The 13519-nt window shown below is 47.4% G+C and carries 10 protein-coding genes; 8 read left to right on the top strand and 2 right to left on the bottom strand.

Annotated elements, in window-relative coordinates; translation table 11 throughout:
• The first annotated feature begins 180 nt into the window (after positions 1-180).
• The 3 genes from H7708_RS07840 (at position 181) to H7708_RS07850 (ending at position 4316) form a co-directional block, all read left to right on the top strand.
• The gene (locus tag H7708_RS07840; RefSeq protein ID WP_223669949.1) at positions 181-1311 is read left to right on the top strand and encodes a S8 family serine peptidase; all 1131 of its coding nucleotides are present in this window, start codon (positions 181-183) and stop codon (positions 1309-1311) included.
• 180 nt (positions 1312-1491) lie between these two features.
• Entirely contained in the window at positions 1492-2286 is a 795-nt protein-coding gene (locus H7708_RS07845; RefSeq protein WP_223669950.1) for a hypothetical protein, read from the top strand.
• A 185-nt stretch (positions 2287-2471) separates the two neighbouring features.
• A complete protein-coding gene (locus H7708_RS07850; RefSeq protein ID WP_223669951.1) occupies positions 2472-4316 on the top strand; it encodes a S8 family serine peptidase in 1845 nt (614 codons plus the stop codon).
• A gap of 56 nt (positions 4317-4372) precedes the next feature.
• Here H7708_RS07850 and H7708_RS07855 read toward each other — a convergent pair whose 3' ends face one another.
• A complete protein-coding gene (locus H7708_RS07855) occupies positions 4373-5110 on the bottom strand; it encodes a 2OG-Fe(II) oxygenase (RefSeq protein WP_223669952.1) in 738 nt (245 codons plus the stop codon).
• A gap of 89 nt (positions 5111-5199) precedes the next feature.
• Here H7708_RS07855 and H7708_RS07860 point away from each other — a divergent pair, with 89 nt between their 5' ends.
• On the top strand, positions 5200-6303 hold the full coding sequence (locus H7708_RS07860) for a TRAP transporter substrate-binding protein (RefSeq protein ID WP_223669953.1): 1104 nt from the start codon (positions 5200-5202) through the stop codon (positions 6301-6303).
• 60 nt (positions 6304-6363) lie between these two features.
• Here the strand turns inward: H7708_RS07860 and H7708_RS07865 are convergent, their stop codons facing one another.
• Complete coding sequence (locus tag H7708_RS07865; RefSeq protein WP_223669954.1) at positions 6364-8511, bottom strand: serine/threonine-protein kinase; 2148 nt, start codon at positions 8509-8511, stop codon at positions 6364-6366.
• Between the two features lie 346 nt (positions 8512-8857).
• On the opposite strand from H7708_RS07865, the gene tagH reads away from it, so the two are divergent.
• Genes tagH through icmH form a run of 4 tightly spaced genes read left to right on the top strand, consistent with a single transcriptional unit; the run spans position 8858 to position 13510 of the window.
• The gene (gene tagH / locus H7708_RS07870) at positions 8858-10285 is read left to right on the top strand and encodes a type VI secretion system-associated FHA domain protein TagH (protein WP_223669955.1); all 1428 of its coding nucleotides are present in this window, start codon (positions 8858-8860) and stop codon (positions 10283-10285) included.
• A 33-nt stretch (positions 10286-10318) separates the two neighbouring features.
• On the top strand, positions 10319-10789 hold the full coding sequence (gene tssJ, locus H7708_RS07875) for a type VI secretion system lipoprotein TssJ (protein WP_223669956.1): 471 nt from the start codon (positions 10319-10321) through the stop codon (positions 10787-10789).
• Positions 10790-10798: 9 nt separating this feature from the next.
• A complete protein-coding gene (gene tssK / locus H7708_RS07880; RefSeq protein WP_223669957.1) occupies positions 10799-12139 on the top strand; it encodes a type VI secretion system baseplate subunit TssK in 1341 nt (446 codons plus the stop codon).
• Positions 12140-12154: 15 nt separating this feature from the next.
• Complete coding sequence (gene icmH / locus H7708_RS07885; RefSeq protein ID WP_223669958.1) at positions 12155-13510, top strand: type IVB secretion system protein IcmH/DotU; 1356 nt, start codon at positions 12155-12157, stop codon at positions 13508-13510.
• Positions 13511-13519: the final 9 nt, after the last annotated feature.

Genomic DNA, 13519 nt, shown 5'->3' on the forward strand with positions numbered 1-13519 from the left:
TAATTTCTATGCGTTTTTGCATTAGATTATCTAATTGGTAAGACCAATTCACAAATAGTGCTGAATGGCTTGTTTGATCTATTATTTGTTGTTATAAAAGGCTTGCTTTCGGATTATATAATTTGATTTGAAAGTTCAGTCTATGATTTTAATAAACAAATACTAGAGGGGTAATCTCTAATGAAAAGAACTTTAATCGCCAGTGCCGTAGGAATGGCTTTTGTCTCTGCACAATCGATGGCTGTGGAACCAACCTATTCATCCAATGACGAACTCAACGTACAGAATCGTTGTATTGTGACTTTACAAGATCACTTAAATGCTTCTGAGGTGAAAGGGTTAGCTAAAGGTATGGCTAAGCGTGCAGAATCTTCGGTACGTCACGTTTATACAAACTCGATTAAAGGATTTACGGTAAACGCACCTTGCCACGCTGCAGCAAAAGCATTTGGCGGCGACATGAACATTAAACGCATGTCTCCAGACGGTGTTGTAAGCGTCAGCTTTAAAGGTAAGCCAGGCGGCGGTGGTAACACTGGGCAAACAACACCATGGAGCGTAACACGTGTTGGTGGTGCTCAGGACGGTAGCGGTTATACTGCTTGGGTACTGGATACTGGTATTGATACCGATCACGGTGATTTGAATGTTGATGCGAGCCGTGGCTTCACTGCATTTACTAAAGGTAAAGATGCAGATACCGATGATGGTAATGGCCACGGTACTCACGTAGCGGGTACGATTGCGGCGCTCGACAACTCACAGGACGTTGTGGGTATCGCTGCAGGCGCAACGGTTGTTCCAGTAAAAGTTCTAGATTCGCGTGGTTCTGGTTCATATTCTGGTGTTATCGCGGGTGTGGATCACGTTGCGGCTAACGCCTCGGCCGGCGACTGTGCCAACATGAGTCTGGGTGGCCCAGTGAGCCAGGAGCTTGATGATGCGGTTGAAGCGGCAGCGCAAAGCTCTGGTGCTTACTTTGTACTAGCGGCAGGTAATGATGGTGATGACGCGAACAACTACTCGCCTGCACGCGCAAATGGCAATAACGTGTATACCATTTCTGCGACTGACTCAAGCGACAACATGCCATACTGGTCTAACTACGGTAACCCACCAGTAGATTACGCTGCACCAGGTGTTAGCATCCTGTCTCTGAAGAAAGGTGGTGGCACGACTACCATGTCAGGAACCTCAATGGCATCACCAGCAGCCTGTGCTGTGATTATGTTGAAAAACGGTAATCCAGGCACAGACGGTACGGCTGGAAACGACCCAGATGGAAACCCGGATCCAATCGTACACCTATAATTATCAGCTTAAATGATGGTTAGGAAAGCGCTCTTCGGAGCGCTTTTTTTATGCGTCAGGATAGCGCTACATCGTAAAAACATCTGATAATGTGAACGGGTTGATTATTTTTTATACAGCGATAGGGTAAACATAGATAGGCATAAATTAGCACCATAACAACATATCCAGGGGGAAATCATGAAGAAAATACTTCTAACTGCTATGGGAGCGGCATTGTTATCAGTTACTACGCCTGCTTCAGCCGATCACCAATGGGCTGACTATCATTGGGCTACATTAGGTAATGGACTGAATTTACCAGTCATTGATAGTGTCACTCCAGATTGGCAGGATTCTTATACCGAGTCATTATCTCAGTGGGAGCAAGGCACTCCAATTGTTCATACTGAAATCAGCGCAGACGATAGTAAGAAAGCTCGAAAAAGATGTAAAGCGTCAAGCGGAAAGATGAGAGTTTGTAATGATAGCTACGGCTACAATGGCTGGGCTGGCTTGGCATCGATTAACCTCGATTCGAATGGTCATATTGTCCAGGGTACTGCTAAGATGAACGATAGTTATCTGGCGACTTCATCGACGGCTTATCGTAACCACGTGATGTGTCAGGAAATCGGTCATGTCTATGGCTTAGGACATACCTCGGAAGATGGTTCCAGTCAGCAAACCTGTATGGACTATTCTAATGATGTAAACAGTCAATGGCCAAATTCGCATGACAGACAGTTACTGTCAGACATCTACAGCCATAACGATGGTTATGAAACAGCAGATGCCAGTGGCAGTGATAAACCTTGTCGTGGCGGCCCTAAAAAATGTGGTAGCAATTCAAATGGTGGTTTAGGCATTAAAGTCTGGCAAAAAGGGCGTGTTCAAATCCGAGTATCGCAGGGTACAGATGGCACTTTATGGGTACATCATATTACCTTAGCCGAAGGCTACGATGATATTGTTGACGATCACGATGAACATTAATTGAGGTAAGGCTTAAAAGCATAGAAAGCGCTCTTCGGAGCGCTTTTTTTACACCTCAATGGAAAAGCGTGAACTGATAAATTGAGCAAATATTAACCAGTTGCTATAACTGGTCGTTCTATGAGGAGAGCTTCTTCCATAGAACACAACAAACTGAAGGAAAAAGGATCAAAGGGGAAAGTCATATGAAAAAATCAATCATTGCGTTAGCCGTGGGTATGAGTATTGCCGCTGGAGTCAAAGCGCAACCCACCAGTGATCAAATTATCATTAAGTATAAAGAGGGTGTCGATATAGAGGCGAAGGCGTCATCTCGGGCTATGCTTAACATGAGTGCGCGAGCAGCCGAGCAATTGCAGCACCGGAAATTTACCTTTAACAAGGGGCAGGTGATCAGGCTAAGTAAGAAACAAAGCCACCAGCAATTAAATCAATTAATCAAAAGGTTGAATTCGGATCCGGATATCGAATTTGCCGAGATTGATGTCATGGTGAAACCATCGGCAACTGCAAACGACGAGCATTATCCTCTGCAATGGCATTATCATGATGCAGTGGCCGGCATAAATCTGGAAGCGGCCTGGGATAGTTCGACAGGAGCAGGAACGACAGTAGCCGTATTAGATACTGGGTATCGACCTCATGTGGACTTGGCGGCCAATATCACCGGTGGCTATGACATGATAGAAGATACTTTTGTTGCTAACGATGGCGATGGGCGGGATAGCGACGCCAGCGATCCGGGTGACTGGTACGAAGCGTTCGAGTGCGGATTTAACTTTACGGGACGTGACTCCAGCTGGCACGGTACCCACGTTGCGGGAACGGTAGCGGCGCTAACCAACAATAGTATTGGTGTGGCCGGTATTGCCCATGATGCACAGGTGGTTCCGGTTCGTGTGTTAGGCAAGTGTGGCGGCTATACCTCGGATATAGCCGATGGCATTGTCTGGGCTTCGGGTGGATCCGTATCCGGCACGCCAGCTAATGCCAACCCTGCACAGGTATTAAACTTAAGTCTCGGCGGTTCTGGCGAGTGCGGCTCTGTGACACAGGATGCGGTTAATACCGCGCGGGCAAATGGTGCTGTGGTCGTAGTAGCGGCCGGCAATTCAAATTCTGACGTGTCGGGCTTTACGCCAGCCAACTGTAATGGCGTCATTTCGGTGGCGGCAACCAATAAGCAGGCCGATCGCGCCAGTTACTCTAACTATGGCAGTTTGATCGATATTGCTGCGCCGGGTGGTGAAAGTGGCTCTGATGGCGTAGCCTCGACCTTGAATGATGGTGCGACGACGCCGGGTAATGATATTTATGCCTACTATGCGGGAACCTCGATGGCTTCGCCGCATGTGGCAGGCGTTGCGGCGTTAATGTTCGCCGCAAATGGGGGGTTGACGCCAGATGAGGTTGAACAGGCGATTAAAGACTCGGCAAAAGCCTTCCCCGGTGGTTCCAGCTGTAGCACCAGTAACTGTGGTGCCGGTATGCTGGATGCGGCCGCTGCGGTCGCAGCGGTGGGTGGCAGTGAGCCGCCGCAAAATGAGGCGCCGACAGCAGCATTTACGTATAGCTGTACTGACTTAAGCTGTGATTTTGATGGTTCTGCAAGCGCGGACAGTGATGGCAGTATTGTCAGTTACAACTGGTCGTTTGGTGCATCAGGAGTCAATGTCAGCCATACCTTCGCCAGTGCAGGAACTTATTCAGTAACCTTAACGGTGACAGACGATGACGGTGCTACGGGAACGGCGACTCAGGATGTCACGGTAACCGATTCCAGTGGTGGTGACATTAATCTGAGTGCCAATGGCTATAAGGTGAAAGGACGCCATACGATTGATCTGGCATGGAGTGGAGCCACATCAACCAATGTGGATATTTATCGTGATGGTCAGTTAATCGCGACAGTAGCGAACAGTGGTGGTTATACCGATTCGACCAACAACCGTGGTCAGGGAAGCTATAGTTACCAGGTCTGTGAGGAAGGCAATAGCACTTGTTCCGGTGAAGTGACTGTGACTTTCTAATCTTTGCGGTGGCAAAAAAGCGGATCGTTTGATCCGCTTTTTTGATCAGGGCGTGGTTACCCCGGTTGATTGTTGTTTTGTTGCGGCTGTTGATTCTGACCATACATATCGGCTGCTCGTTGATACTGCACCCAGCTGGTGAAAATGTACTTGTCATTAGAGATAGGTTTTAAGCCACGATGAGTGTGGGTAAAACTGGCTGGTGCAATTACCAGTGAGCCTTGCTTGGGCTTACTCTTAACTTGCTGGTAGAAGAATTCGGTCTCACCACCTTCTTCAACATCGTTTAAATAAAACATCCACAGTAACGTACGGTGCAGTGAATCCTGATTCGGGTCGTTTGGATGCGGGTAGTGCTCCGAGTGCCAGTGGAAATAGCCGCCTTCGCCTTTGTTGTACTTCTGAATGTTAACCGGACCTAAGCGATAAACCGCCTGAATGAAACGGGCCAAGCTCTGGTCGTCCATTTTTTCGACGTCGACATAACTCAACTGCTCCATTTCGCCGTCCTTATTCTGAAACATCAAGGAGACGGCTCCAGCCAGTAGAAAAGGATACTGACGCACATAGTGGATCATACCGCGCAGGACCACATTCTGCAGGTGCTGCATTTCTTCCTGCCACTCATCAGGGTAGCGGTTGATGGTAATATCGGTACTGTTCTTTTTGATTTTATCAACACCGTGCCCAGTCTCACCCTGATGTTTGTGTGGACTCTGTTCAAATTTATCAATGCATTTCTGACAAAATTCTGGGTCGAGTGCTTGTTCGTAAATATTAATAAAGCTCGACATGGAAAACCCCCATTACTTTTTATAATCAAAGTTGCCTTAGCTTATTATACTCGGTACATTGTTGCCAGAAATCATCTAAAAAAGTCCGTATGAAAAGAAGAAAATTTATTGGAGCGCTGGGTGCTGGAGCGGCAGTAGCTGGTTTAAGTGCTTGCTCTGGGGAAGAAAAGCAGACTCAGGCTGCGCCAGTGGAAAAGTGGGATGGCGAAGTTATTAAGTGGACCATGATCACGACTTGGCCGAAAAACTTTGCGGGATTGGGTGAAGGTGCCGAATATTTGGCCGAGCTGATTAACACGTTGAGCGGCGGCCGTATGGAAGTCAAAGTGTATGGCTCTGGTGAATTAGTGCCGGCGTTACAGGTGTTCGAGTCGGTGGCCAGCGGTGCGGCACAGATTGGGCATGGTGCATCCTATTACTGGAAAGGTAAGTTGCCAATGACACCATTTTTTGCGGCGGTGCCGTTTGGACTGAATGCGCAGGAAATGAACGGTTGGCTGCTGCATGGTGGTGGCCTGGAACTATGGCGAGAGCTGTATGAACCTCTAGGTTTGATCCCGGAACCTTGCGGTAATACCGGGGTGCAGATGGCCGGCTGGTTTAATAAAGAAATCAACTCACTGGATGATATTAAAGGTTTGAAAATGCGTATTCCGGGACTCGGTGGGGAAGTCTGGCGTCGCGCTGGCGGCATTCCGGTACTGATGCCGGGCAGCGAAGTCTTTACTTCGCTGGAGACCGGCGCCATCGATGCCGCGGAATGGGTGGGACCTTATAATGACTTAGCGTTTGGTTTGTTTAAAGCAGCAAAATATTACTATTATCCGGGCTGGCATGAGCCGGGCACGACGCTTGAGGCTTTGATTAACAAAAAAGCTTACGAGGTATTGCCACAGGACTTGCAACAGATCGTGACCACCGCCTGCCGTACTGCAAATGCCGATTTATTAGCCGACTTTACCGCGAAGAATAATCAAGCCCTGCAGACCTTGATCGAGCGACACGGTGTTGAGCTTCGTGCCTTGCCACAAGATGTACTATCTGAACTTGAGTCCATATCGGAAGAAATGCTCAACGAGCAGGCCGAAACCGAGTTAGATGACAGGATCCTGCAGTCGTTTGTTGCCTTTAAACAGCAGGCAAAAGCTTGGCACCGGGTGTCAGAATTGAGCTATTACTTGGCAAGAAAGTAAAAAAAGGGGAGCTGTTTGCAGCTCCCAATGTTAACGCAGTATATAGGAAGAAAAAGGGGGCTAGCTTTGCTCTTTAGCCACCTGATCGAGGATTTCCCGTCCTTTCTTTAGCGTTCGGGCACCCTGACGGTAACGTCTGCGGCTATTCAAACTGTCCGCCTGCTTAATATAAGCATTACCGAGATTGGTTTTGGTATCTCTCAGCAACTCAAAGTCCGATGGCAGTGAGTCCGCTAAAGGCTGCATTTCTTCAGCAATGCTGTCCAGAGCCTTGACCGTTTCGGCGGTTTCGATTTGATTGTTGAAATCTTCGAACGTCTTATTGTAGAAGATTTTCGCAGCATCGTAGGGGAAGGCGACCTCTTGGTTGTCGGCAACTTCCTTTTGATAGGTTCCCAGCTTATCGGCGGCAGAAAGGTATTGCATGCTTTCAGATTTCAGCTTCTGAAATTGCTGGTTATGAGAAAAGATCTGATCACCGACCTTCTGGTACATCTGCAACTGGGCAAAGTTATTACTGTTCATAGCCTCGGTGAGCGAGGTTAGGAATAGATTTTGCGCCTGCTGGCTGATATTTGGCTGGTATTGCGGGGCAATTTGTTTCATATCGGCCTGCAAACTGTAAATATCACTGCCGTTCTCTTTTTCGGCATAATCCTGCAACTCGAGTAGGCTGTTATACTTCAATTCTAGACTGTTAAGAAGCTGATTCCGGTTGGATAGAACCTGACTCTTATAGCTCGCCAGTTGTTCGGAATCCGTCAGGTATTCTTCAGCATCGGTAAAAACAGCTAAGGCTGCCGGGTAGTTGGGGTACTTACCATTCTTTGTTTTCAGAGCTGACGCCGCCTTGTTAGAAAAGTATTCATAAATGGGCTGGCGTAACTGATTCAGTGCGCTGGCTTTATGATCTTCCGTTAAGTTGCTGAGATTATTCAGCGCGGTATCCATCTGCTTGGTATCAGTCGCCAGGACTGCATCGAGTTTAGACTGCTCATTTTGTAGCGCTGCCAATTCAGATTTTAACGCCTTAATTTGCGTTTGATCGGTGCTCCAAACTTTATAGCCTACAAAGCTTAGGGCGAGAATACTGGCAGCAATGAGTATTGGTTTACTGTGTTTCTTAGTCAAGCCAAGATAGAAGTTATCAACCGTTGAGGCGCGCTCGTTATGCTTTAAGGCAAGACCTTTCTTCAGTCCGTTCCAGGCAAAAACTGATAGCTTCTTGCATTTTTTTGGCTGCAAGTTCTTGGCTAAGGCTTTATCGGCCGGTTTCCGATCATAGGGATGCTTGCTAGTTAGCATTTCGTAAGTAATGCAGGCCAAACCATAAACATCATCGCGAACGTCAATCGGTTGGTTGCTCAGCATATTGGGGCTGGCATAGGCCGGGGTAAAGCCACCAACATCAAATTCAGGCTCATCGCTGTGCGTCTGTACGGCATACTCGTCAATTTGCTGCTTTAAGGCGCGGGCGACACCGAAGTCAAAGATCTTAACGTCCTGATTATTGGTAATGAAAATATTGCTTGGTTTCAGATCGCTGTGGAGTACGCCTTTCTTGTGAGCGAAACTCAAAGCAGAAGTCATTTGTTGAACAACTTTGAGCACGCCGGCTTTGGGTAAGCCGTTTGGACGGCTGCGCTTGATCAGCTTATCGAGCGACTCGCCTTCCAGCAGTTCCATGACGATGTAACACAGGTCCTTTTCGAAAATAAAATCAAAGACCTGCACTATATTCGGATGAGACAGTTCGCGAGTTTTCTTGGCTTCACGCTGCATGATGGTAACGGCATCCGGGTGATCGGCGAATTCGTTGCTGAGAACTTTAACCGCAACATAAGGACTTTTGTCTCCTGCGTCCTCGGCAAACAGGTCTTTGGCTTTGTAAACCTCGCTCATGCCGCCGGCACCAAGACTCTCTACCAATTTGTAACGTTCAGACAGGGTGTCACCAATGTTCAGGTTGACCTGCTGAGAAGCATGCGTTTGTGAGCGATTACTAATGTTCTGCACAACCGTCTTATCGTCATCCTCGTCCTCGTCAATCGGTGATGGAGGATGGGAGAGCGCCGAATCGTTCGACGATTGTGGCGAAGCTTCGGAAGCTGATGGTTCAGCGGCTACGGGCTGATCGTGTTGGATTTCACCTTCCTGTGCTTTCTCTGAAGTTAGATTCTCTTTTTCATTATTATCTTGATCAGTCATTTTATCCTCAAACTATTGATCAGCGGCATCCAAATCGACCTAATAATCTACATCATGTCGGAAAAATCATCAATTTATATTTTATCTTGAATAAATGTTCACATTATTTGAAATAGTAGCTTGATTATTGCTTGTTAAATATTATTATTTATGGTCTCTGATTGGTGGAAATTAGTTAAGCGCCTAAGAAATTTAATATTTAAGTCATGGTTTCAGTGTTATTATATCCATGCTTACCAAGATTTTTTGAAATAAAATTAAAAAATGTGCACTATTTGGACAAATATATTTGTTCAGATGAATAAAAAATATACAAGATAATTTATAGATATTAGGGATTTTCTGGATGAATACTCTTAAATTAAAAGTCACCAGCTACCACCGTTTGACACCAGGACAAGTCGTTGAACAAAGCTTTAATGAGCATGGAGGCAGTATCGGCCGCTCGGCAAAATCAGACTGGGTGTTACCCGATCCTGACAAGGTCATATCGAGTGTTCACGCTTATATCAGTTATCAAGCGGGTAGCTTCTATATCACTGATAACTCAACCAACGGCTTGTTTGTTAATCGTTCCGTTCAGCCGTTAGGCAAAGGTAATAGCCAGGCGTTGTCAGATGGTGATTATCTACAGTTAGGCGATTACGAGATCGAAGTGGCGGTGGAAGCGCAACAGGCGGCAACGACGAATCATAACAGTGTCCAGCAGCCGGTGGCGCAGCAACCCGTGGCTCAAAACACCGTAGACTCAGCACCATCGATGGAAACTCATACCGAAGCGTTAAGTCAGGATCCGTATGCGGAAAACTTTACGCCACCCATGGCTCAGATCCCTGAAGACTGGGATGAGAATGGTGGTGAAGCGCCAGCTGGGCAGGCAAGGCCAGCAGCGGAGCCATCCGTACCACCACAGCCTCGAGCTGAGGAAGTCAAACCGCAGCCGACACCGGCTGATCGGTCGGTACCGCCGCAACAGTCGGTGCCACCACAGCCATTACAGCAACCTCAGCAACCGCCAGTGGAGGCACAGCCTGTCCAACAGCCGCCAGCACAGCCAACAACGCCGTCGCCACAACCGGTCCCGGCTCCGCCACCACAACCGACTGCACCTAAAACGCCGCCACCAGCTGCAGCTCCAGGTGTTGCGCAGAACTCGAGCTTTGACAGTATTAGCCAGGAACAGGCCAAGACCTATCTCACGGCATTTCTCAATGCAGCAGGTTTGCGTGAAGAAGATTTACCACGCGATGTATCGCCAGCATTGTTTGAAGCCATGGGTGGAGCACTGCGTTTCTCGCTACAGGGCATGTTGGATATTTTACGTGCGCGCTCAGACATGAAAAGCGAGTTTCGTGTCATGCAGACCACCATACGCACTCAGGAAAATAACCCGCTTAAATTCTCGATCAATGTGGATGAAGCGATGCGTAACCTGTTTTTACGTCAGGTTCCGGGATTCTTGCCGTGGTTCCAGGCGATTGAAAGTTGCTTTAAAGATATGAGCTCTCATGAATTGGCTCTTATGGCTGGAACGCAGGGGGCATTACAGGGTGTGTTAGATACTCTGGATCCGGAAGAGATCGCGCGAGCGAATCAGAATGAATCGGCATTACATAAAGTGTTACCCGCAGCGAAAAAAGCAAAGTTGTGGGATATTTTTGTAACGCTACATCAAGAAGCTCAGAGTGAAGTAGGTCAGGGCTCTGAGAAAACATTTTCAGAAGACTTTGCTGCGGCTTATGAAGCGCAGTTAAGAAAATTAGGCGCTAGTTGACAATTTTAGATATCAATATTGAGGCAAGAAAGCATGAAGCAACTACTAAGAAGTGTTTTGACTTTAGGGCTTGCGTTAGTCGTAACGGGGTGTTCGTTTTTTGGTGACGATGAGGGCGCCGAAGTACGGCTGAACGTGATGGTAGACAAACAGGTGAATCCCGACCCATCAGGTCGTGCGTCGCCGCTGGTCATAAAAATATACGAGCTTAACGATAAGTTGGCGTTTGAAACTAAAGATTTCTTTTCAGTTTATGACGGCAGCGATAAAGAGCTGGCGAAAGCTATTATCAAGCAGAAAGAATATCAGGTGAATCCTGGACATGAAATTCATCAGGCTTTAGTCGCTAATCCGAAAACGAATTATGTTGCTATCGTAGCGGCGTTCAGGGATATCGAAGTGGCAAAATGGCGCTCAATCGCAAAAGTCGTTCCGGGAGAAGAACATAATGTAACGTTCACACTGAAAGGTGTGACCATCGAAGTTGATGCACAAGAATTATAAAGGTGGTTAATGGATAACAGGGTAGTATGGTCCGAGGGGATATTTTTATCCCCACACCATTTTCAGCAGCAAGAACGATATTTTGAGAATACGCTTAACCAGCGCGTCTCAGTTACGAGTCCCTTTCAATGGGGATTTCGTCGTTTGGTTATCGATCCCGATGCGCTGCTGATGGGACAGGTGTCGGTATCAGAGGCGAGAGGAATTTTAGCCGATGGTACCGTGTTTAACTTGCCGCAGAACGATCCGGTTCCGGCAGTACTCGATCTGAGCGAGCAGAAACAGTTGGCTGGAAAGCGTATCTTTCTGGCGGTACCGAGCGTGCAGAATAATAAGGCGCTGGTCAATAAGCGTCTCGATAGTCAGGACAGCTTCCGCTATAACCGATTTGATCTGGAGCTGATGGATTATAATGAAGGCGATCGCTCGGCCGAGTCGGTGGAGCTGGCGAGTCTGAACATGAAGTTGCTGGTGGAAGGGGAAAATGGTGCCGATGACGGGCATGTGCGTCTGCCAATAGCGAAAATCAAAGAAAGCACCAGCAACGGCTCATTAATCCTTGATGAAACGTTTATTCCGCCGTTGATTGATATTAAAGCGAACAACCATCTATTGTCGGCAGTAAAACAACTGATCTCGACCGTCTCTGTTCGTGCGACGACATTGTCGGAGCGGGTAGTGAATGTCAGCCAGGGTGGTTCGAATACCATTCAGAACTTTTTATTGTTGCAGCTATTCAATCGTTATGAAGGTTTGTTCAAACACTTTATTTCGTTGCCATTTATTCATCCGGAATTAATCTATCGATTGTTAGTGCAGTTCGAGGGTGAGCTGGCAACCTATTATTCCGCCAGCCGTCGTTGTGATAGCAGTTTGATTTATCGACACGATGATTTAAGCCAGACCTTCAAGATTATTGATGCAGTTCTGAAAGATTATTTAAGTGCCGTGATCGAAGAAGCGGCCAGCCCAATTACCATTGAAGAACGACGTTACGGTATTAAAGTGGCTACCGTTCACGATAAGAAGTTATTTGATCAGGCGATCTTTGTTCTTGCCGTTAAAGCCGATATACCGGTGGAAGATTTGCGTGCCCAATTCCCCAAACAGACCAAGATTGGAACGGTGGAGAATATTCGTAATCTGGTTAATAACCAGTTGCCCGGAATCAGCATTACCAGTCTGCCGGTGGCTCCGCGCGAAATACCCATTAAACGTGACTTCCAATACTTCCAGCTGGATCCGAACAGTCCCCACTGGAAGAGCTTAGGGGCCTCGGGGGGGATCGCTTTCCACCTGTCGGGAGAATTCCCTGAGCTGGAACTCGAGTTCTGGGCCGTAAGGAAATAATAATAAGGACATCACATGACACAAGCATTCGACGATTCAGATAAAACGATAGTTATCCCAAGACCGGGCGGCGTGCAGCGCGCAACCAAGCCGCCAGCGGAAGACGGAACCGTTGTCCCTGAGTTAAATAAAGCATCTCTGGGCACGTCTTTTTCAGTGTCCGGGATCGGAACCAATCCGATACTGGATGCGGCGACCACCTTAATAGCACTGGCGGTGGAGTTACGTAATACGCCAGTGGTGAATAATGTGGATTTGTTGCATAAGCAGTGTCTGAACCAGATGCGGGATTTTGAAAATCAGCTGCGTAAAGCCGATATTGAAATGGATGACATTTCAGATGCCCGTTACTGTTTATGTACCGTGATTGATGAAACGGTGCTGAATACTCCCTGGGGCACCAACAGCATGTGGAGCACCAAGAGTTTGCTCAGTATTTTCTACAAGCAAACCTGGGGCGGTGAACAGTTCTTTGCAATCCTCGATGCGCGGATAGGTAACCCGGCGAAGAATAAAGACATACTGGAGTTTATGTACGTCTGTCTGGAGCTCGGTTTTGAAGGTAAATTTCGGGTCGATCCGAATGGTTATAAACAGCTGGAAGAATATAAGGATCGCCTGTATCGGGAATTATCGCGCCTGAAAGGTGAGTTGAGCCGCGAAATTTCGCCTCGCTGGCGTTCCAATGTGCCAGAGATCATCAGCAGTACCAAGAAAATACCCGTGTGGATGGTTGGTCTGGTGTTGGCAGCCGCCATGCTGGGACTCTACATGACATTGAGCTACCAGCTAAGTGCCCAGGCTGATCCGGTCTATAAGCGTTTTGCAACATTGATCCCAGAGACTCAGATTGAATCCGAAAACAGTCAAATGTACGTCGATTATGCCAATCAGCTAAGGCAGTTACTGTCGACGGAAATTGAAATGAACAAGCTGATGGTGGTGGAAAAGGTCGATAAGGTCAGCATTATCATCCTGAATGGACAGATGTTCGATTCGGGCAGTGCCAGCTTGAATGAGGCATATATGCCACTACTGGAAAAAGTGGGTCAGGTATTAACGACGGTGCCGGGCGATATTGAGGTGGTCGGTCACAGCGATGATCAAAAGATTTTCACTGCACGCTATCACTCAAACTGGGAGCTGTCGCTGGCTCGTGCTAATTCAGTAGTGCGCTATTTAAGTGGAAACGAGCGTTTGGCGACACGCATAACGGCAGAAGGTCGCGGCGATGCGGAGCCGATGTTCCCGAACGACAGTGAAGAGAATCGTGCTAAAAATAGACGTGTAGAAATTATGTTGTCACTAAGAGACGATAACGATAAACAGAGACTAAAAACGAATACTGCCAAAACAGTAGACGAATCATAGGGAAAGGAC

Source organism: Kangiella shandongensis, assembly GCF_020005365.1.
GTDB classification, from domain to species: Bacteria; Pseudomonadota; Gammaproteobacteria; order Enterobacterales; family Kangiellaceae; genus Kangiella; species Kangiella shandongensis.